This is a genomic window from Streptomyces sp. JH002 (assembly GCF_050916115.1).
GTDB classification, from domain to species: Bacteria; Actinomycetota; Actinomycetes; order Streptomycetales; family Streptomycetaceae; genus Streptomyces; species Streptomyces xiamenensis.
Genome location: NZ_CP087989.1, coordinates 3,177,284 through 3,197,851 on the forward strand (window position 1 = coordinate 3,177,284; position 20,568 = coordinate 3,197,851).

General features: G+C 69.3%; 21 protein-coding genes. 13 read left to right on the forward strand and 8 right to left on the reverse strand.

Going from position 1 to position 20,568, the window contains the following annotated elements:
- Positions 1 to 17: 17 nt before the first annotated feature.
- A complete protein-coding gene (eccD, locus tag H7827_RS14415) occupies positions 18 to 1,364 on the reverse strand; it encodes a type VII secretion integral membrane protein EccD (RefSeq protein ID WP_432745575.1) in 1,347 nt (448 codons plus the stop codon).
- Complete coding sequence (locus H7827_RS14420; protein WP_030732764.1) at positions 1,322 to 1,537, reverse strand: hypothetical protein; 216 nt, start codon at positions 1,535 to 1,537, stop codon at positions 1,322 to 1,324. Before H7827_RS14420 ends, eccD begins: the two co-directional genes overlap by 43 nt.
- Before the next feature lie 146 nt (positions 1,538 to 1,683).
- Between H7827_RS14420 and H7827_RS14425 the strand changes: the two genes are divergently transcribed.
- The 7 genes from H7827_RS14425 (at position 1,684) to H7827_RS14455 (ending at position 7,031) form a co-directional block, all read left to right on the forward strand.
- Positions 1,684 to 2,016 (forward strand): hypothetical protein, encoded by a 333-nt coding sequence (locus tag H7827_RS14425; RefSeq protein ID WP_030732762.1) that lies wholly within the window; start codon positions 1,684 to 1,686, stop codon positions 2,014 to 2,016.
- Between the two features lie 11 nt (positions 2,017 to 2,027).
- Complete coding sequence (locus H7827_RS14430; RefSeq protein ID WP_030732761.1) at positions 2,028 to 2,333, forward strand: pore-forming ESAT-6 family protein; 306 nt, start codon at positions 2,028 to 2,030, stop codon at positions 2,331 to 2,333.
- A gap of 26 nt (positions 2,334 to 2,359) precedes the next feature.
- Positions 2,360 to 2,764: a DUF6507 family protein gene (locus tag H7827_RS14435; protein WP_030732759.1), complete on the forward strand. Its 405-nt coding sequence runs from the start codon at positions 2,360 to 2,362 to the stop codon at positions 2,762 to 2,764.
- A 5-nt stretch (positions 2,765 to 2,769) separates the two neighbouring features.
- The gene (locus H7827_RS14440) at positions 2,770 to 5,151 is read left to right on the forward strand and encodes a hypothetical protein (protein ID WP_432745578.1); all 2,382 of its coding nucleotides are present in this window, start codon (positions 2,770 to 2,772) and stop codon (positions 5,149 to 5,151) included.
- Positions 5,152 to 5,156: 5 nt separating this feature from the next.
- On the forward strand, positions 5,157 to 5,519 hold the full coding sequence (locus H7827_RS14445) for a toxin-antitoxin system YwqK family antitoxin (RefSeq protein WP_432745580.1): 363 nt from the start codon (positions 5,157 to 5,159) through the stop codon (positions 5,517 to 5,519).
- Between the two features lie 495 nt (positions 5,520 to 6,014).
- Positions 6,015 to 6,380 (forward strand): DUF6086 family protein, encoded by a 366-nt coding sequence (locus H7827_RS14450; RefSeq protein ID WP_432745582.1) that lies wholly within the window; start codon positions 6,015 to 6,017, stop codon positions 6,378 to 6,380.
- A 126-nt stretch (positions 6,381 to 6,506) separates the two neighbouring features.
- Positions 6,507 to 7,031, forward strand: a complete 525-nt coding sequence (locus H7827_RS14455; protein ID WP_432745584.1) for a hypothetical protein — start codon at positions 6,507 to 6,509, stop codon at positions 7,029 to 7,031.
- Between the two features lie 121 nt (positions 7,032 to 7,152).
- Here the strand turns inward: H7827_RS14455 and H7827_RS14460 are convergent, their stop codons facing one another.
- Positions 7,153 to 8,982, reverse strand: coding sequence for an acyl-CoA dehydrogenase (locus tag H7827_RS14460; protein WP_386537658.1), 1,830 nt, complete (start codon positions 8,980 to 8,982; stop codon positions 7,153 to 7,155).
- Between the two features lie 111 nt (positions 8,983 to 9,093).
- On the opposite strand from H7827_RS14460, the gene H7827_RS14465 reads away from it, so the two are divergent.
- The 3 genes from H7827_RS14465 (at position 9,094) to aspS (ending at position 12,572) form a co-directional block, all read left to right on the forward strand.
- Complete coding sequence (locus H7827_RS14465) at positions 9,094 to 9,597, forward strand: SseB family protein (RefSeq protein ID WP_432745586.1); 504 nt, start codon at positions 9,094 to 9,096, stop codon at positions 9,595 to 9,597.
- Positions 9,598 to 9,679: 82 nt separating this feature from the next.
- Positions 9,680 to 10,657 carry a pirin family protein gene (locus H7827_RS14470; protein ID WP_386537656.1) on the forward strand — a complete coding sequence of 326 codons (978 nt, stop codon included), beginning with the start codon at positions 9,680 to 9,682 and terminating at the stop codon, positions 10,655 to 10,657.
- A 139-nt stretch (positions 10,658 to 10,796) separates the two neighbouring features.
- Positions 10,797 to 12,572, forward strand: a complete 1,776-nt coding sequence (aspS, locus tag H7827_RS14475; protein ID WP_262833537.1) for an aspartate--tRNA ligase — start codon at positions 10,797 to 10,799, stop codon at positions 12,570 to 12,572.
- Between the two features lie 66 nt (positions 12,573 to 12,638).
- Here the strand turns inward: aspS and H7827_RS14480 are convergent, their stop codons facing one another.
- The 4 genes from H7827_RS14480 to H7827_RS14495 form a co-directional block, all read right to left on the reverse strand.
- Positions 12,639 to 13,181, reverse strand: a complete 543-nt coding sequence (locus H7827_RS14480; protein ID WP_432745589.1) for an SgcJ/EcaC family oxidoreductase — start codon at positions 13,179 to 13,181, stop codon at positions 12,639 to 12,641.
- Between the two features lie 120 nt (positions 13,182 to 13,301).
- Positions 13,302 to 13,757: a tellurite resistance TerB family protein gene (locus H7827_RS14485; protein WP_030732730.1), complete on the reverse strand. Its 456-nt coding sequence runs from the start codon at positions 13,755 to 13,757 to the stop codon at positions 13,302 to 13,304.
- 92 nt (positions 13,758 to 13,849) lie between these two features.
- Positions 13,850 to 14,632 carry a class I SAM-dependent methyltransferase gene (locus H7827_RS14490; protein WP_432745591.1) on the reverse strand — a complete coding sequence of 261 codons (783 nt, stop codon included), beginning with the start codon at positions 14,630 to 14,632 and terminating at the stop codon, positions 13,850 to 13,852.
- Positions 14,633 to 14,716: 84 nt separating this feature from the next.
- A complete protein-coding gene (locus H7827_RS14495; RefSeq protein WP_432745593.1) occupies positions 14,717 to 17,014 on the reverse strand; it encodes a heavy metal translocating P-type ATPase in 2,298 nt (765 codons plus the stop codon).
- 176 nt (positions 17,015 to 17,190) lie between these two features.
- Between H7827_RS14495 and trxA the strand changes: the two genes are divergently transcribed.
- Positions 17,191 to 17,595: a thioredoxin gene (gene trxA / locus H7827_RS14500; protein WP_432745595.1), complete on the forward strand. Its 405-nt coding sequence runs from the start codon at positions 17,191 to 17,193 to the stop codon at positions 17,593 to 17,595.
- A 9-nt stretch (positions 17,596 to 17,604) separates the two neighbouring features.
- The gene (locus H7827_RS14505) at positions 17,605 to 18,816 is read left to right on the forward strand and encodes an aminotransferase class I/II-fold pyridoxal phosphate-dependent enzyme (protein WP_432745597.1); all 1,212 of its coding nucleotides are present in this window, start codon (positions 17,605 to 17,607) and stop codon (positions 18,814 to 18,816) included.
- Here the strand turns inward: H7827_RS14505 and H7827_RS14510 are convergent.
- Positions 18,752 to 19,285 (reverse strand): MarR family winged helix-turn-helix transcriptional regulator, encoded by a 534-nt coding sequence (locus tag H7827_RS14510; protein WP_200365937.1) that lies wholly within the window; start codon positions 19,283 to 19,285, stop codon positions 18,752 to 18,754. The two genes, H7827_RS14505 and H7827_RS14510, sit on opposite strands and share 65 nt — an antisense overlap.
- A gap of 338 nt (positions 19,286 to 19,623) precedes the next feature.
- Here H7827_RS14510 and H7827_RS14515 point away from each other — a divergent pair, with 338 nt between their 5' ends.
- Positions 19,624 to 20,553, forward strand: coding sequence for a radical SAM protein (locus tag H7827_RS14515; RefSeq protein ID WP_432745599.1), 930 nt, complete (start codon positions 19,624 to 19,626; stop codon positions 20,551 to 20,553).
- The last annotated feature ends 15 nt before the right edge of the window (positions 20,554 to 20,568 follow it).

The following is a 20,568-nucleotide window of genomic DNA, read 5'->3' on the forward strand; positions in this document are numbered from 1 at the left end:
GCCTCCCCTTCCCTGTGTCAGAACGTGTCGAGCAGCCGGCCGTACGCACCGAACGCCCCCAGAGCCACCGGTATCAGGGCCACCACCGCGACCGATTCGATGCCGTTCGCCAACCGCCGCAGCCGGACCCGTACATGGTCGGGCGGCCGGGCGACCAGCAGGGCCAGCGGCAGTACGGCGGATGCCCCGAGTACCACCAGCGGCCACGCCGCCGACTGATCGGGGGTCTGCGCCCACAGCACGATCAGCCGCACCCACAGCACGGCCCCGGCGGACAGCAGCGCGAGGACCTCGACCGCGAGCGGGAAGGCCCGGGCACGGGAGAGCAGAATCATCCCGAGCAGCGCCGTGACCGCCACCGTCCAGCCGCTGACCTCGCCGACCGCCAGCCATCCGGCGGCCGCGGCCGAGGCCGCGACGGCCACGGTGGCCAGGGCCAGACCGCGGTGGGTGGCGGACAGCGCGGTGTCCACCCGGTACCGGCTGACCGAGACGCTGCCCGAACGCTGATCGTCCAGCCGCGTCAGCCCGGCCGCCATCATCGCGAACCGCGGCAGAAAACCCAGTGCCAGCACGGAAATCACCCCCAGCAGCACCCCGGTCCTCGCCCCGCCGATGAGCAGGGCCCCCATCTCCCAGACACCGACGATCAGCGCGACCGCGACAGCACCGACCAGCCCGCCCCGGCCCAGCGGGGTGAGGGCACCGAGCAGCGCCAGCACGACGACCACGGCGGCCCCCGCGGCGGCGAGCCGCACGGCACCGCTCTGCGACCAGGTCATGACCAGCGCCCCGTACACCCCGAGCACGCCACCCAGCAGGATCAGCGCCGTCCCCAGCTCCCGGGCCCTGAACCAGACGGCAGGCCCGCTCGCGGCCGCCGCGCCCACGGCGGCCAGGACGATCCACCCGCCGACCCGGTCGGTCCCGTACCAGGCGGTCGCGAGGGCGACGGCGACGAGCACGAGCAGCAGCGAGAACCCGCCGGCGCTCAGGGTGCGGACCGACGCGTCCCATCTCCCGCGCCGCAGATCCAGATCCTCGGCCACCTCATCGGTGACGTCGTGCACGACCGGGGCGGCCGGCGTCTCCTGCTCCCGGACCAGCCGCAGCACCGCTCCGTCGGCCACACCCGCCGAGGCGAGCGTGTCGTCCTGGGCGAGCACGGCGCCGTCGGAGGTGACCAGCCGCCGCAACGCGGGGGTACGGCCGGGCCGTTCGCCCAGCAGCCGCAGCACGTCGGGCAGCAACTCCCCGATCGGGTCCTCGGCCGGCAGCACCAGATCGATCCGCCGCCGGTCACCGACCAGCGTCACCCGGCTCACCACGAGCCCGACCCCATCCGCCCGGAGAGGAACGACCATCCCACACAACCGGCACACAGCACGGCGCCCAGCACGATCCCGCCGACGCTCTTCCCCAGGTTCTCGTCCAGGGTCATCCGGACGCGCTGCCCCCCGAACAGCAGGGCGTCCCGCAGCCGTCGGCGCCGCACCGACACCGACTCCAGCAACTGACTGTCATAGTCCCGAGCCACGACGTCCCCCTCCCACTCCGCTCACCACCCTACGATCCCGTACGGACACGTGCCATGATCGGAGCGTCACATCCGGGGAACCATTCCGGCAGACAGAACGTCATCACCCGTACACGGACCCAGGGGAGGGGAGCCGGACCATGGGCATGAAGTTCGACATGGGCAACCAGGTGCTGTCGACGCTGCGTCAGCAGTCGCAGGGTGCCAGCACGGATCTGGGCACGCTCATCCAGCAGCTGATCGCGGCGGCGGAGCCGCTGGAGGGCAAGTTCAGCGGGGGCGGCAAGGCCGCCTTCGACGCCTTCAAGGCACGCTCCACCGAGATCTCCGCGGAGCTGAACGGCGCGCTGAGCGCGATCCTCGGCGGCCAGGCCGGCATGGACGAGGCGTTCCGTACCGGTGACCAGGAAGCCACCGACAACGCCCGGCAGGCGATGTCGGCGGCCAACTTCGACGGCGCCCGCTTCTCGGGCCGCTGACAGGGGGCGGGATGAGCAACGACAGGATCGGGTATGACGTCAACGCCTCGGGGGAGGCGCAGACCAACATCCACGGCGTCATCCAGCAGTTGGAGCAGGTGATCAGCGCCCGCGACGGCCACGTGAAGAACGCCATGGCCGACTTCCAGGCCGACGGGGTCTCCGAGCAGTACCACGGCGCGGAACAGCGCTGGAACACGGCGGCCGAGGAAGTCCGCACCATCATCGGCCTGCTCAAGTCGACGCTGGAGAACAACGACGGCACCGCGCAGAACACGCTGCGCCGCGCACAGGGCGCGGTGGACGGCATCGGCTGACCCGGCTCACGGAGGGGACGACGGGGATGACGGGGTGGGACATCGATCCGGAGGGCGTGCAGGGCGTCCTGGAGGCGGCCGGCGAACGGGCGTCGGATCTGGAGGGGTGGGGCGAGCATTACGGCTCGACCCTGGAGAGCGCGGCGGCAGCGGCCGGCACGCTGTCGTTCGGAGGCGGGGGCGGGGGCGGCGGCGAGGGTGAGGGCGTCGGCCTCGTCGGCCTGGCGCTGTCCCAGTTCGCCGAGAACACCCGCGGCGATGTGATGTACATCGGCGCGCGTATCGGCAAGTCGCTGGAAGGCGCCTACAACGCCGCCGTGGCCTATCTGGAGGGCGACGAGGCGATGGCCGCCGAGGCCCAGCGCCTGGCACTGCTCGCCCCGGTGCTCGACCTGCGCGCGCCGGGCGAAGACCCCAACGGGCCGGTGTAGGTGCCATGAGCGAGGAAGTGGAGCGGGTCGACCCCTCCGGCATCCCCGAGTTCACCGGCAACCTGTCCATGCTGGCGGCCAACTGCATGGGCCTGGACGCGGCCGAGTCCGGCATCCGCGGCATCGGATCGGACGTCCACGACGAATTCCAGGGCCTGTCCTCCTTCTACACCGCCCCCGAGGCGGAACAGCTCTTCGCCACCACGGGACCGGCCCGGGACCGGGCCGCGGAGTTCGCGGACGATCTGGCGGCGGTGCGCTCCGCCCTGTGGGATTACCACGAGGAGATCACCCCGATCGTCGGCCGGCTGAACCGGCTGCGGTACGAGACCGAGCAGTTCGTCGAGTCCATCCGGAACGACGACGACTGGAAGAAGAGCGAGTCCAAGGTCGACCGCAACAACGGACTGCTCACGGACATCTCCACCACCATCGCCCAGTTCTGGGCCGCCGAGCGGTCCTGCGCCAACCGGATCAACGCCCTGTGGGGCGGCCCGCAGTGGACCACGGACGACGGCTCCGGCGGCGAGCACATGTACGGCGTCAGCGAGGAGGAGATGGCCCAGGCCGGTGAGACGCCCTGGGGCCGCGCGGTGGAACGCGAGTACTCCTGGTACCGCGTCGACCAGCACCTCAAGAGCTTCGTGTGGGACGGCATCATCGTCGACGGCATCTGGGGAACGATCACCGGGCTCGGCGGGCTGCTCGGCTTCCAGGGCTGGGACGTCTTCAAGGAGTCCTGGAAGGGCCTGGGCCAGCTGGCGACGGGCCTGGCGATCGTCACCAGCCCGCTGAACGCGCTGGCCTACTCCCTGATGCCGGACGGCGCGGTCAAGGACTGGATGGACGACAGCCTGGACGTCACCCGGGAGACCGCCAAGGGCCTGGTCGCCTGGGACATGTGGAGCGAGGATCCGGCCCGTGCGGCCGGCCTGACCACGTTCAACGTCCTGACGACGGTCGCCAGTTTCGGCGCCGGCGCCGGTGTCCGGGCGGCGGCGAGCGGAGCGGGCACGGCGACCCGCATCACCGCCGCGGCGGCCCGGGTGGGCACGGTCATCGACCCGATGACCTACATCACCCGTGGGCTGACCACCATGACACGCTTCGGGGAGATCAGCACCCAGCTGGCGAACCTGACCACCACCCGTGCCTTCGAACTCCCCGACGGCAGCCTGCGCCTGGACAACGGCTCGGTGATCCCGGCCAACGGCCCCTTCAACAGGGACGCCCTCCCTCCGGGCCACCACGCGGTGGGCCGGCCGGACGGCTCGACCCTGTGGGACGACGGCACGATCCTCCACCCGGACGGCCGCCTGGAATCCCCCACCGGCCAGACCATCCAGGCCGCCGACGAGATCCCGGTCGAGATCTCCGCCCGCGACCGCTCCATCCTGGACTCCACCACCCCCGAACCCGCCCTGGCCGGCGCCACCAGACCCGACCTCAACGCCCAGGCCAACGCCAACCCCCCGGACTCCCCACCACCGTCCCAGCGCCCGGACACCGTGCCGACCGAGGGCACCACCAGAGACCTCCCCGGCCAACGGAACCCCGACAGCACGCCGTCCTCACCCAGCGGCGGTGGCGGTGGCGGCAACTTCTCCGAAAATGTGGGGCGTTCTGGCGACAGCCTTCCCGAATCGTTCCCGGGTAATGGCGGCGACCCGTTGCCTGGCCACGAAGGGCCTTCACGCGAGGGACCAGATGGTCCTTCCGATCAGCCCTCCGGTGGATCCCACGGCGACACTCCTTCCGGAGATATCACCCCGTCTGCGGAATCGCCGCTCCCGGGCCCAGGCGAAAAGCTCTTGGCCCAATTGGATTCGAGCAGAACGGAAATCTCCGACGGCCTCATTACACATGTTGACGGTCGACCGGTAAACGAATACCTCGACACGCTGGCACGAGAGCGAACCCACGCCTACCAACATGCCAAAAATGAGGGAATTTTCTCTCGGAAACAAACCGGAGAATGCGTCGGCGTAGTTGTAGATCTAAGGACGGGCAGAGTATTCGAGGGAATCAATGGTCGCACCACGGATATTATCGCCCCCGACGAACTCCACCCCACCCTCGCAGAGCGCTACGCAGATATAGCGGATTCACCGCCTCACCCTGACCACCCCCTCGGCCATGCCGAGGTCAAGGCAACCAATCAGCTACTGTGGGAACGCACAAGGAACGGGCTCCCCGACGGCCCCGAGGCATTGCGGGACATGACAGCTTCGGTGGAGTTTCCCTTCAAGAAGGATCCCAGCACATCACTTCCGGGACGCGGAGCTCCCTTCTGTGCCAACTGTGCACATATGCTCGACGAGGCATCAAGCACCCATGGACGCTTCACCGGGTGGCCCCCCGGAGATGAAAATCTTGTACTCAGGTGATAAGAATGCAGCGATTTGATATCGATGACCCGGATGTAGATATCGATTTCGGCCATCGCCTCCTTTACAAAGGAAAGCCGATCAGCGGCGAAGTCGAAGAGTACCAGAGAGGATCCTTGATTTCCCGCGAGGAATACTCGGATGGAATCAGGCAAGGCCCGACGCAAGAATGGCACAGGAATGGACTGCTTAAATCTCAGGGAATCCATCACCGCGGGGTACTGGTGGGGGAATTCCGGGAATGGCATTCCAACGGAACTCTCGCAAAGCTGACAGTAAACAACGACACCGGCACCAAAATTCTCACCATTCAAGAATGGGACGAGGACGGAAATCTGACCAAATATTGGCAAGCAGATAACGCCTGACCGTGGGCTAGGATATCCACGCGCCACCTTTGCACTGCGCGAACTTAAAAATGGGCCGGTCCGCGGCTCTCTTTATCGAACCGTCTCAAGAATGACACTCGTGCATGCTCAAATCCAGCAACCGCTCACCTGAGAGGGGATGGACGGGCCACCGACTCCGCCTGTTCTTCGACCCCCGAGTGAGTACCGACCCTGGCACCCGCCTCGATGACAGACGGCATAGATAAGAAAAATCGTCTGCCACAATGTGAGGCGCGAGTCAATCAGGAATTCGTGCTCAGCAGTGCTCCGCTGGGCGGCGCTGCGCTCCGGACAGCCGGGGGAAATTTCTAGGATTGATGGCCTCGACGAGCCGTTGCTTCTCATACATGAGCGGGGACATGCATTTACAACGACCACGGAATCTGCCCCGGAATTCAGATCTACCGCAGAAGAGTTCCGCAACAAATCGGCGACCAGGAAACCTCGGAGTCGAAGTGAAATAGAGAGCAATTGATGAGCTGCTACTTTCAAGTCCAAGACATGAGTCTTTGGAACCCATCAAATTCTGCGGCAAGAATCTTTGTCGGCCACGTATTGACATTGTCAAATGAAATGGCGATCGATTCTGGCGTGGGAGAAATAATCGAGGATGAATGTGAAATTGACGAAAATGCATTTTCGGCATTTCTTCACACTTTACTGCTGAAGCACGGAAATTCCAACAACCAGGCCCTCCGATCACTTTTGGAGGGCGTACTGGCCATCGGCCTCGTCATCGCAGAGAGGGCAGGTTGGGATATGCCCGGTGTAAGCACAGGGGATAATTCATTCTGGGAAGAGAAGAGAGCGCAGCTGGCGAGAAGCATGCCAACTGGCTGATGTCAATCATGAAAACTGGGCGAGATAACAGGGGCCAATCACCAAGGGCACCTTCCTGGGCGACGCCGCAGAGAGGAGACCAAGAGGGAAAGGCGGGTCGATAAATGAATGTGAAGTGAGGCATGAATGCACCCGCGATCCGCCTTCGAGCGCCTGAAGTCCATCGATTGGCTCGACGACACCGGCGCCTTTGACCACACGGGCTCAAGAATGGCACTGATGCGTGAATATCTTCGCCGTTCCGCTCAGTGGGCAGAAGCGATCGGCGCTACCGAATCGTGGCCTTTCTTCGATCTCGGGGAAGCCATTGAACCCGGCATTCACGTCGTCGGCGATCTGGCTGCCGCAATGGAAAACTTCCTCTATCAGAATGTGACACGCGGATCCATCAGGAATACATGCTGGGGAGTTGTCCACTGGGCAGCCCTTCCTCCGGATAAGCTGGCAGAATTTCCCGGACTCGACGATCCGTACGAACCGCTACTTCTCTTCTACGAACGGGGTGGCCCGTTCACGGTCGAGGGCCCATTCATCAATGTGGGCGAGGGGATGGTCTTGCACAAGAACGTTGAAGATCACCTCTCCCCTCACCCTGTCACCGATTTGGACGAGATCTCATTGGATTACCTCGACGCGGATGAAAACCGTTAGATACCCCTTCACGGCTGGGAGCGACATCCCGGCTGAAATATCGCGATACAGCGCAAGAAACAGCTCCGGTCCCCGACACCTGTAAGTGCCGGGGACCGGAGCCGTCATCGTGGCCGGAGGCTCAGAACGCCGCTTCGTCCAGGTCCATCACGCTCGGGTCCGTCGTTTCCGCCGCCGTGCGCGTTGCCGTCACCTTCGGGAGGACCGTGGTCGCGAAGTGCTTGGCCGCCGCGATCTTGCCCTCGTAGAAGGGCTTGTCCTTCGCCGAGGCGCCGGGCAGCGCCTCCGCCGCCACCGCCGCACCGCGCAGCAGCAGGTAGCCGACGATCACGTCGCCCGTCGCCAGCAGGAAGTCGGTGGTGTTCAGGCCCACCTTGTAGATGGACTTCACGTCCTTCTCGGTGGCCGCGAGGTCGGTCAGCATGATGCCGGCGATGACCTCCAGGTCCGCGGCCGCCGTGCTCAGGCGTTCGCGGGCGGTGGCCAGGTCCTCGCCGCCCGGGGCGTCGGTCAGGAACTTCTTGATCTCGGCCGAGACCGTGCCCAGCGCCACGCCCTGGTTGCGGACGATCTTCCGGAAGAAGAAGTCCTGCCCCTGGATCGCGGTCGTGCCCTCGTACAGGGTGTCGATCTTGGCGTCCCGGATGTACTGCTCCAGCGGGTACTCCTGGAGGTAGCCGGACCCGCCGAAGGTCTGGAGGGACTGCGCGAGCTGCTCGTAGGAGCGCTCCGAGCCGTACCCCTTCACGATCGGCAGCAGCAGGTCGTTGATCGCCTCGTCCGCCGAGACGTCCTCGCCCGCCGCGCGCTTGAGCTCGATGCCGTCCTGGACGCTCGCCGTGTACAGCACCAGGGCCCGCATGCCCTCCGCGTACGCCTTCTGCGTCAGCAGCGAGCGGCGCACGTCGGGGTGGTGGGTGATGGTGACGCGCGGCGCGGTCTTGTCCGTGAAGCGGGCCAGGTCCGGGCCCTGGACGCGGTCCTTGGCGTACTCCAGGGCGTTCAGGTAGCCGGTGGACAGGGTCGCGATGGCCTTCGTGCCGACCATCATCCGCGCGAACTCGATGATCTTGAACATCTGGCGGATGCCGTCGTGCTTCTCGCCCAGCAGCCAGCCCCTGGCCGGCGTCCCGCCCGCGCCGAAGGTCAGCTCGCAGGTGTTGGAGACCTTCAGGCCCATCTTGTGCTCGACGTTCGTGGCGTAGACGCCGTTGCGGCCGCCCAGCTCGCCGGTCTCCCAGTCGAAGTCGTACTTGGGGACGATGAACAGGGACAGGCCCTTGGTGCCGCCCGCGTGCCCCTCGGGCCGCGCCAGCACGTAGTGGACGATGTTCTCGCTCAGGTCGTGCTCGCCCGAGGTGATGAAGCGCTTGACGCCCTCGATGTGCCAGCTGCCGTCCTCCTGGCGCACCGCCTTCGTGCGGCCCGCGCCGACGTCCGAGCCGGCGTCCGGCTCGGTGAGCACCATGGTGGAGGCCCACTGCTTGTCGACCATCAGCTGGGCGATCTTGCGCTGCTCCTCGGTGCCCTCGTCGTACAGGATCGAGGCGAAGGCCGGCCCGGAGGCGTACATCCAGATCGCCGGGTTGGCGCCGAGGATGAACTCGGCGAAGCCCCACAGCAGCGAGCGCGGGGCGACGGTGCCGCCGAGCTCCTCGCCGATGCCCAGCCGCCACCACTCGGCGTCCATGTACGCGGCGTAGCTCTTCTTGAACGACTCGGGCAGCGGGGCGGTGTGCGTCGCGGGGTCGAAGACCGGGGGGTTGCGGTCGCCGTCGGTGTACGAGGCGGCCAGCTCGTTCTCGGCGAGCCGGGCGATCTCCCGCAGGACGGTGCGGGCGGTGTCGGTGTCCGCCTCCGTGAACGGCCCGGTGCCGTACACCGAGCCGCGGCCGAGGACCTCGAACAGGTTGAACTCGATATCGCGGAGATTCGACTTGTAGTGACCCATGGCGACGACTCCAGCTCGCTCCAGTACCGGGCAGTAACTCCCATCATGCTACCCACCGGTAATAAGAAGCAAGCGGAAACCGGGCTCTCCTCACTCAGTAGGCTGCTGCGCATGTACGGCTACGACCAGACCCCGTACCAGGGTCAGCAGCAGCAGCCCTACGGGGACGCCTACAACGGGCAGCAGCTCTACCCCGAGCCGCCCCAGCCCCAGCAGCAGGCCGCCGCGGCCCCCGCCGCCGGTGGCACCGCCCCCGCGCCCCCGTCGTTCACCGACGCCCTGCGCGCGTACACCTCGGGCGCGCTGTCCTCGGAGGAGTTCCACGACATCTTCCTCGCCGCCAAGATCTACTGTCCGCGCGGGGAGACCCCCGGTTTCCTGGCGCTGCACAACACCCAGCAGCCGGTCATCCCGCTGTTCACCTCGCTGCGGGAGCTGCGCCGCTACGCCGGCAAGGAGTCGCGCTACTTCACGGTCACCGGTGGTGAGGTGCTGGACCTGCTGCCCACCGGCTACGGCTTCGCGCTGGACATGGAGGGCGAGCACCGCCTCGTCCTGGAGGCCGCCGCCGTGAACGAGATGGTCGACTACACCATGCGGCGTATGTACGGCTGACCCGGGAGCAGCGCCGGGGGCGCCCACTCGACGAATGTTCATCGTTCAACTATTCTGATGACCGTTGCCGAGGAGGTACGCCATGCCCGCCATCACCGTAGAGAACCCGCTCACCCTGCCCAAGGTCGCCGCCCCCGCCGCCACCGGCGACACTCCCGTGCCGTCCCGCAAGGTGCTCACCGTCGCCACCGCGCCCACCGGCTTCGAGGGGGAGGGCTTCCCGGTCCGCCGCGCCTTCGCGGGCATCAACTACCGGCACCTCGACCCGTTCATCATGATGGACCAGATGGGCGAGGTGGAGTACGCCGCCGGCGAGGCCAAGGGCACCCCCTGGCACCCGCACCGCGGCTTCGAGACCGTCACGTACCTCCTGGACGGCACCTTCGTCCACCAGGACTCCGAGGGCGGCGGCGGCGTCATCAAGGACGGCGACACCCAGTGGATGACCGCGGGCTCCGGCCTGCTGCACATCGAAGCCCCGCCGGAGGAGCTGGTCCTCAAGGGCGGCGTCTTCCACGGCATCCAGCTGTGGGTCAACCTCCCCGCCAAGAGCAAGATGACCAACCCCCGCTACCAGGACATCGGCGGCGGCAACGTCAAGCTGCTCTCCACCCCCGACGGCGGCGCCCTGCTGCGCCTGATCGCCGGTGACCTCGACGGCCACGAGGGTCCGGGCGTCACGCACACCCCCATCACCCTCATCCACGCCACCGTCACGGCCGGCGCCGAGCTGACGCTGCCCTGGCGTCCCGGCTTCAACGCGCTCGCCTACGTCCTGGCCGGACGCGGCACCGCGGGCACCGAGCGGCGGCCGGTCGAGCTGGGCCAGACCGCCGTCTTCGGCGCCGAGGGCGAGACGCTCACCCTGCGGGCGGACGAGCGCCAGGACTCCCACACCCCGGCACTGGAGGTCATCCTGCTGGGCGGGCAGCCGATCCGGGAGCCGATGGCCCACTACGGGCCCTTCGTGATGAACTCGCACGCCGAGCTGTCCCAGGCGTTCGACGACTTCCAGGCCGGGCGGCTCGGGCGCATCCCGGCCACCCGCCAGAAGCGCTGAACGACGGGAGGGAGCCGAGGGGAGACAAGCGGTCTTTCGCACCCTTTGACCGCTTTATCCCTTTGCGGTGACCGGGCCCTGGACGGGACGGTAGTCTGAGTGGTCCATTCCCGGAACGTGTTGACGACTTGGATGAATGATGCATAGGTACCGGTCCCACCTCTGCGGCGAGCTGCGCTCCGCGGACATCGGCAAGGATGTCCGACTGTCGGGATGGCTGCACAATCGCCGCAATCTGGGCGGCATCCTCTTCATCGACCTGCGCGACCACTACGGCATCGTGCAGCTGGTCGTCCGCCCCGGCAGCGCCGTGAACGAGCAGCTCAGCTCGCTCTCCAAGGAGACGGTGATCCGCGTCGACGGCACGGTCGTGGCGCGCGGCGCGGACAACGTCAACCCCGAGCTGCCCACCGGCGAGATCGAGGTCGAGGTCGGCGAGGTCGAGGTGCTCGGCGCCGCCGACCAGATCCCGTTCACCATCAACGCCGACGACGGGGTGAACGAGGAACGCCGCCTGGAGTACCGCTTCCTGGACCTGCGCCGGGAGCGGATGCACCGCAACATCATCCTGCGCTCGCAGGTCATCTCCGCCATCCGGCAGAAGATGACCGCCCAGAACTTCACCGAGCTGGCGACCCCGATCCTCTCCGCCACCTCCCCCGAGGGCGCGCGCGACTTCCTGGTGCCCTCGCGGCTGCACGCCGGCAAGTTCTACGCCCTGCCGCAGGCTCCGCAGCAGTTCAAGCAGCTGCTGATGATCGCCGGCTTCGACCGGTACTTCCAGATCGCGCCCTGCTTCCGCGACGAGGACGCCCGCGCCGACCGCTCGCCCGGCGAGTTCTACCAGCTCGACGTCGAGATGAGCTTCGTCGAGCAGGAGGACGTCTTCCAGGTCATCGAGAAGGTGATGACCGAGCTGTTCGAGGAGTTCGGCGGCGGGCGCCACGTCACCTCGCCCTTCCCGCGCATCCCCTACCGCGAGGCGATGCTCAAGTACGGCTCCGACAAGCCGGATCTGCGCGCCACGCTGGAGCTGACCGACGTCTCGGAGATCTTCGCGGGCTCGGGCTTCAAGGCGTTCGCCGACAAGCACGTGCGCGCGCTGGCCGTCCCGGACACCGCCGGGCAGCCGCGCAAGTTCTTCGACCAGCTCGGTGAGTACGCCATCACCCAGGGCGCCAAGGGCCTGGCCTGGGTCCGGGTCGGCGAGGACGGCCGTACGCTCACCGGTCCGATCGCCAAGTTCCTCACCGAGGCCGACACCGACGCGCTGCTCGGCAAGCTGAACGCCACCGCGGGCACCGCGGTGTTCTTCGGCGCCGGTGACTTCGAGGAGGTCTCGAAGATCATGGGCGCGGTGCGGGTGGAGGCCGCGCGCCGTGCCGGGCACTTCGAGGACGGCGTCTTCCGGTTCTGCTGGGTCGTCGACTTCCCGATGTTCGAGCGGAACGAGGACACCGGCCAGATCGAGTTCTCGCACAACCCGTTCTCCATGCCGCAGGGCGGCCTGGAGGCGCTGCGCGGCAAGGACCCGCTGGACATCCTGGCCTGGCAGTACGACATCGTGTGCAACGGTGTCGAGCTGTCCTCGGGCGCCATCCGCAACCACGAGCCCGACGTCATGTACGAGGCGTTCGGCATCGCCGGCTACTCCCGGGACGACGTGGAGCGGGAGTTCGGCGGCATGCTGCGGGCGTTCAAGTTCGGCGCCCCGCCGCACGGCGGGATCGCCCCGGGCGTGGACCGCATCGTGATGCTGCTGGCGGACGAGCCGAACATCCGCGAGACCATCGCCTTCCCGCTCAACGGCAACGCCCAGGACCTGCTGATGGGCGCCCCGAGCGAGGTGGACGAGGCCCGGCTGCGGGAGCTGCACCTGAGCCTGCGCAAGCCGCCGCCGGCGCAGGAGAAGTAACACGCGGACGAGGAAGAAGCCCGGGAGGACGGACGCACCGCCTCCCGGGCTTTTCCGTGGGCGCGATCAGCCCTCGGGGTTGGCCGAGGAGTGGTGGCTGACGATCAGCCACTCGCCGGTCCTGGTGTTCTTCTCGTAGACGAAGGTGTAGCGGGCGTCGACGGTCGAGGTGACGCCGTCCTCGGTGAGGGTGAAGGTGTACGAGCCGGAGTCCACGGCGGAGGTCGGGCTCAGGATGTCGACGTGGGACTCGTTGATCTCACCGACCGGGTGCTTCTCCAGGAAGTGTTCGAAGTAGTCGACGATGCCGTCGCGGTCCGAACGTATCTGGTTGGAGAGGGTCGGGAGCAGCACACCGTCGGGGGCGTAGAGGTCGGCGACCTGCTCCGGGTCCAGCGTGGCGAGGGCGTCGTTCCAGGTGTCGAACTGCTCCCGGATCTCCTGCTGGGTGGGGTAGGTGGTGTGCGGCCGGTGATGACCGTGACCAAACGTTTCCGCAGTGGTGTCGGCAGAGGCGACGGCGGTGGCCCCGGAGGCCGCGGTGAGCAGCAGCAGGCTGCTGGCGGCGACGGCGTAGCCGGTCCGGGATCGCGAAGTGATCTTACGCATAGGGCCCATGAGTACAGGCCCCCGGTGAAACGCTCTCCAAGAGTTGGTCAAGGAACTGGCATGGCAGGGCAAGGAGTTGACCAAGCCCGGCCATGTTCGTTCACATCCGGTCAGTTGAGTTTAAAGGTCGAACTCAGCCGGGGGGATGTCCAGCGCGAAGCAGACATCGCGGACGACCTTGCGCTCCTGGGCGTCGAAGTCCCCGTCCGCGCCGCCGATCACGATGCCGATCTGGATGACGGCACGCGCCTCGGCCGGCTTCTTCTTCACCTTGGCGATCTCCTGCATCACCCCGATCTTCCCGAAGTCGAAGTCGGCGGTGAGCTGGTCGACATACTTGTTGAACCGCTGCCGCAGATCGTCGGCCGGGAAGTTCTGGAGCACCTCGTTGCCGCCGATGAGCGCCGCGACCCGCTGCCGCTCGGCCGGGTCCACCGAACCGTCGGCGGCGGCCACCAGCGCGCACATGGCCATGCTGGCGTCCCGGAACGCCCCGCTCTTGAGGTCGTTCTTCTTCGCCACCAGCTGGGACTGCATGGTCTGGGCGGAATCCTTGATCCGGTCCCACAGGGCCATGGTCTGCTCTCCTCGACGTGCGTTGCGTCAGCCTTACCTGACGTCAACGAACCCGGGTGGGACACGAGTTCCGTACGGACGGGGGCGCGTTGTCACAGCCCGGGCCCCGGGCGCAGGGCGCGGAAGTACAGGAACCGGGGCGCGGTGGAGAGCAGTTCGAACCACGGCGGGTCCTGCTCCCTGGCCTCGGGGCGGGGCATCGGTTCCTCCAGCCGGTCCACCGTGAAACCGGCGTCCCGCAGGGCGTTGAAGGCGGCGCCGAGCGGGCGGCGGTAGAACCGTACGGTGCGGGGGCGGCCGGCCACCGTCCAGGTGTCCCTCACCTGCTCGGTGCGGAAGTAGTCCGGCCGCTCGAACCAGTGCCAGTCCTCGCCCGGGTGGTGCACCGACATCACCAGCGCGCCGCCGGGGCGCAGCACGCGGCGCAGTTCGCTCAGGGGGCCGCTCCAGTCCTCCAGGTAGTGCAGCACGAGGGAGGCCGTGACCAGGTCGAAGGAGGCGTCCGGGAGGAAGTCCAGCGGGGCGGCGAGGTCCGCGTGGTGGAAGCGGCCGCTGTCGCCGCAGTGTTCGGCCGCCAGCCGCACCATCTGCGCGCTGGCGTCGATCCCCGTGACGGACGCGGCGCCGCGCTCGATGAGCAGCGCGGACAGGTGCCCGGCGGCGCAGCCCACGTCGAGCACCCGCCGGCCGGTCACGTCGCCCGCCAGCGCGAGGACGGCGGGCCGGTCGTAGTGCGCGTTGACGATGTTCGTGGCGGTGTGCTCGGCGTACTCCGCGCCCATCGCGTCGTACTGGTCGGGCTCGTCCGGCGGCGGGAACGGGGCGGGCGGGGTAGACGGGTCGGGCTGGTCGGGCTGGTCGGGCTGTCGCGTCATCGCCCCAGGGTCGCCCATCGGCGCGCCCAGCGGGACGACGGCGGCCGGGAATCGCTCCCCGGCCGCCGCCCGCCCCGCGCGCCGTCACCGGCGTTCGGCCGCCCGGAAGGTGCGCAGCCGCAGGCTGTTGGCCACCACCGACACCGAGGAGAAGGCCATCGCGGCGCCCGCCAGCATCGGGTTCAGCAGCCCGGCCGCCGCCACCGGCAGCGCGGCGACGTTGTAGCCGAACGCCCAGACCAGGTTGGTCTTGATGGTGAACAGCGTCTTGCGGGAGAGCCGGATGGCGTCCGCAGCCACCCGCAGGTCGCCGCGCACCAGGGTGAGGTCGCCGGCCTCGATCGCGGCGTCCGTCCCGGTCCCCATCGCCAGGCCCAGGTCGGCGGTGGCCAGCGCGGCGGCGTCGTTCACGCCGTCGCCGACCATGGCGACCGTCTTGCCCTCGGCCTGCAGCCGCCTGACGACATCCACCTTGTCCTGCGGCATCACCCCGGCGATCACGTGCTCGGCGTCGATGCCGACCTCCGCCGCCACCGCCCGGGCCACGGCCTCGTTGTCACCGGTCAGCAGGATCGGGGTCAGGCCCAGGTCGCGCAGTCGCGCGACCGCCTCGGCGCTGGTCTCCTTCACCGCGTCGGCGACCTCGAACACGGCCCGCGCCTCGCCGTCCCAGGCGACGGTGATCGCGGTGCGGCCGGCGGCCTCCGCCCGTGCCCGCGCCGCCGCCAGCGCGTCCGGCAGCTCGATGGCCCACTGCGTCAGCAGCCGTTCCCGGCCCACCAGGACGGCGTGGCCCTCCACGACCCCCTGCACGCCGAGCCCGGGCACATTGGCGAAGTCCTCGGGGGTGGGCAGCGCCGCCCCCAGGCGCTCCGCCGCGCCCGCCGCGACCGCCTGGGCGATCGGGTGCTCCGAGGCGTGCTCCAGCGCCCCGGCCAGCCGCAGCACGTCGGCCTCCGGCGTACCGTCCGCGACGTGCACGTCCAGCAGGGTCATCCGGCCGGTGGTGACCGTACCGGTCTTGTCGAGCACGATCGTGTCGGCCTTGCGGGTGTTCTCCAGGACCTCGGGGCCCTTGATGAGGACGCCGATCTGCGCGCCGCGCCCCGTGCCGACCATCAGGGCCGTCGGGGTGGCCAGGCCCAGCGCGCACGGGCAGGCGATGATCAGGACGGCCACGGCGGCGGTGAACGCGGCGGACGCCCCGCCGCCCGTCAGCAGCCAGAAGGCGAGCGTGCCCAGGGCCAGGACGATCACGGCCGGTACGAACACCGCCGAGATCCGGTCGGCGAGCCGCTGGGCCGCCGCCTTGCCGTGCTGGGCGTCCTCGACCAGCTTCGCCATCCGTGCCAGCTGGGTGTCGGCGCCGACCCGGGTGGCCTCGACCACCAGCCGGCCGCCGGCGTTCACGGTGGCGCCGGTGACCGCGTCGCCGGCCGCGACCTCCACCGGTACGGACTCCCCGGTCAGCATGGACGTGTCCACGGCGGACGAGCCCTCGGCCACCACACCGTCGGTGGCGATCTTCTCGCCGGGGCGCACCAGGAAGCGGTCGCCGACCGCGAGGCGGCCGACCGGCATCAGGACGGGTACGCCGTCCCGCAGCACCGTGACTTCCTTGGCGCCCAGTTCCATCAGGGCCCGCAGGGCCGTGCCCGCCGTGCGCTTGGCGCGGGCCTCCAGATAGCGCCCGGTCAGCAGGAAGGCGGTGACCCCGGCCGCCGCCTCCAGGTAGATGTTGCCGCTGGCGTCGCCGCGCTGGATGGTCAGCTCGAAGGGGTGGGTCATGCCGGGGTGGCCGGCCATGCCGAAGAACAGCGCCCACACCGACCACAGCAGCGCGGCCAGGGTGCCGATGGACACGAGGGTGTCCATGGTGGCGGCGCCGTGCCGGGCGTTGGTGAAGGCGGCCCGGTGGAAGGACCAGCCGCCCCAGATCACGGCGGGCGCGGCGAGGGTCAGGGAGAGCCACTGCCAGTATTCGAACTGCCAGGCCGGCACCATGGCCAGGGCGACCACGGGGACGGACAGCGCCACGGTGACCAGCAGCCGGTGCCGCAGCGTGGCCAGTTCGTCGGGGGCGCCGGGGGCGGCCCGGGCACCTGTGCCGCCCGGTGCGGCGGGGGCCGGCTCGGGCACCGGTGGTTCCGGTACGGCGGCGGTGTACCCCGTTCTCTCGACCACGGCGATGAGATCGGGCACCGCCACCTCGCCGCCGTAGCTGACCCTGGCCTTCTCGGTGGCGTAGTTGACGCTCGCCGTCACCCCCTCCATGCGGTTGAGCTTCTTCTCGATCCGCGCAGCGCAGGAGGCACACGTCATCCCGCCGATGGCGAGCTCGATCTCGTCCCTGGTGCCGCTGTCGCTGATGCTGTCGTTCATGCCTGCTCTCCTCACGGGTGAATATACCCTAGGGAGGTATCCCGTCCCCTGTCTCCTGTATACCCCCATGGGGTATCACGGCGCAAGAAGCCCGAAGGAATACGCATCGACCCCGGGGGGTTCCGGGTAGGGGCAGCCGGAACCCGAACCCGCATGGCCGAGAGAGTGAGAGTGCGATGACCACCATCGAGCTGACCAAGGACAACTTCGAGGAGCAGGTCGCCAGCAAGGGGATCGCCTTCGTCGACTTCTGGGCCTCCTGGTGCGGGCCCTGCCGCAAGTTCGCCCCCGTCTTCGAGGAGGCGGCCGGCCGGCACGACGACATCATGTTCGGCAAGGTGGACACCGAGGCCCAGCAGGAGCTGGCCCAGGCCTTCCAGATCACCTCCATCCCCACCCTGATGGCGATCCGCGACAACGTCGTGCTGTACTCCCAGCCCGGCGCCATCCCCGGCACCGCGCTGGAGGAGCTGATCGCCAAGGTCCGCGAGGTCGACATGGCCGAGGTGCACGAGAAGCTCGCCGAGCAGCAGGCCGGGGAAGAAGGCGCGCAGCAGCCCGGCCAGGGGCCCGCCGCCTAAGGTGGGTCCATGAGCAGCGGCAGCCGGGCGATCGCGACCTCCGTCTTCACCGAGATGACCGAACTGGCCCGGCGCACGGGGGCCGTCAACCTCGGGCAGGGCGTGCCCGAGCTGCCCGGCCCGCCCGCACTGCTGCGCGACGTGAGCGAGGCGGTGCTGGCCGGCGACAACCAGTACCCGCCCGCCTACGGGCTGCGCGCCCTGCGCGAGGCCATCGCCGCCCACCAGCTGCGCCGCTACGGCCTGCGGCACGCGCCGGACGGCGAGGTCCTGGTCACCACCGGCGCCACCGAGGCGCTGGCCGCCGCTGTCCTCGCCCTCACCGGGCCGGGCGACGAGATCCTCACCTTCGACCCCTGCTACGACGCCTACCCGGCCGGCGCCCGGCTCAGCGGCGCCACGCTGACGGCCGTGCCGCTCGCCGCGGACGGGGACCGCTTCGTCCTGGACGCCGACGCGCTGCGCGCCGCCGTCACCCCGCGCACCCGGCTGCTGCTGTTCAACTCCCCGCACAACCCCACCGGCAAGGTCTTCACTCCCGCCGAGCTGGAGGCCGTCGCGGCGGTGTGCCGCGAGCACGACCTGATCGCGGTCACCGACGAGGTGTACGAACACCTGCTGTACGACGCGGGCGACCGGCACCTGCCGCTCGCCGCGCTGCCCGGGATGCGCGAGCGCACCCTGACCATCTCCTCGGCCGGCAAGACGTTCAACGTCACCGGCTGGAAGGTGGGCTGGGTCTGCGGCCCGTCCTCCCTGGTCAGCGCCGTCACCTCCGTGAAGCAGTTCCTCACCTACGCCTCGGGCACCCCGTACCAGGCGGCCCTGGCCCGCGCGCTGGACGGCGTCGAGGAGTGGGCGGCCCAGCTGCGGGACACGCTGCGGGCGAACCGGGCGCTGCTCACCGAGGGGCTGACGGCGGCCGGGCTGCGCCCGTACCGCGCCGAGGCCGGGTACTTCCTCCAGGCCGATGTCCGGCCCTGGGGGTATCAGGACGGGGTGCGGTTCTGCCGTGAACTGCCCGAGCGTGCCGGGGTGGTCGCCATCCCGACCTCCGCCTTCCAGCTGAACCCGGGCGGGCCGGGCTCCCCGCCGTACCTGGCGCGGTTCTCGTTCTGCAAACGGCCCGCGTCGCTGCGGGAGGCGGCGGAACGGCTCAGCGCGGCGGCACCGGCGGCGGGGCCGGCTCCGACGGCCGCGCCACCACGCCCCACGGCGTAGGCCCCGTCCCCTCCGGCGGCCGTTCGCCGGCGGCCAGCCTGCGCAGCGGGCCGGTGACCGCGCGCCGCAGCATCGCCTTGAGCGCTGTGCGTTCGGCCTCGTCCAGATCGGCCAGCGCCAGCCGTTCGATGGCCGCCACCTCGGCGCGCGCGGCGGCCAGGGCCCGCTGTCCGGCGTCGGTGGCCGTGACGATGCGCGCCCGGCGGTCCTCCGGGTCCGGGCGCCGGGTGATCAGCCCGGCCTTCTCCAGGTCGTCCAGGACGGCGACCATCTTGCTCTTGTCGATGGACGACGCCTCGGACAGCGCCAGCTGGGTGCGGGCCGGCTCCTCCGCGAGCCCGAGCAGCACGGTGTAGCCCCACAGGTCCATGCCGTGCTGCCGCACGGCCCGGTCCTCGGCCACGGTGAGCCCGAACTTCATCTGCAGCAGCAGCCATCGCAGGTCGTCTTCAAGCTCGCCGCTGCTCATGCGCAGATGCTAGCAAGCCCAAGATCTTCTCCAGCAGAAATGGGAAGTGGGTAAATTCATTCGCTTTGCAAACTATTTTCCCTCGGATCCGATGGGCAGGCCGCCCCACGGACACCGGACGCACGGACGGTGCCGCCACCGCCCGCACCCCGGGATCCACGGCTGACACCCGGCGCACCCCTACAGGCCGCGCCCGGATCCGTACCGCTCCCCCTGTACGGGCCACCCGCCGTCACCGGGCGTCTCTTCGGACGCGGTCACGTCGTTAGGCGCTGTGACCACGACATACGACGGACAGCGCGAACGACGCGACCGCACCCCCGGAGGGACCGCCGCTCATGCCCACGCACCCCCTGCGCCCCCGCTTCGCCTGGCTGGAGATCACCGGCTTCTGCAATCTGCGCTGCCGGCACTGCTACGCCGATTCCTCCCCGCAGGGCACCCACGGCGAGATGACCGACGCCGACTGGCTGCGGGTGCTCGGCGAGCTGAGCGAACTCGGCGTGCGCGACGTGCAGTTCATCGGCGGCGAGCCCACCCTGCACCCCGGTCTGCCCGCGTACATCCACGGCGCCCGCCGGCACGGCATGGAGGTCGAGGTGTTCAGCAACATGACACACATCGGCCCCCCGCTGTGGGAGGCACTGCGCCGCGACGGGGTGCGGCTGGCCTTCAGCTACTACAGCGCGGACCCCGCCGCCCACGACGAGATGACCGGAGCGGCCGGGTCGCACGCCCGCACCCGCGCCAACATCCGCCGCGCCCGCGAACTGGGCGTACCGCTGCGCGGCAGCCTCATCGAGGAGGTGCGCACCGTGCCCGAACAGCGCGCCGGGGACGGCGGCCGGCGCGATCTGCTGGAGCTGGGCGTGCGCGAGATCGGTACGGACCGGGTCCGCCCGTACGGACGTGCCGCCGACGGCGCGGGAGGCGCCCCGCAGTGCGGCGGGCTGTGCGGACGCTGTGGCCACGGGCGGCTCGCGGTGCTCCCCGACGGGCGCGTCACCCCGTGCGTGTTCTCCCGCTGGCTGGCCATGGGCAACGCGCGCGAGCAGAGCCTGCGGGAGATCTGCGCCGGCGACGCGACCCTGCGGGCGAGGCAGGAGCTGGCGGCGCACTTCCCGCCGGCGGCCGTGCACGCCACCCCCGTCTGTCTCCCCGACTGCGCCCCCGCCGCGAGCGTCAGGAAGAAGCGCAAGGAGGACGAAGAGGGGACGGGCGGCGGAACGGAGCCGGCGCCCGGCACGCACAGCGCCGCGGGCCGCTGACGGCGTCGGCCCGCC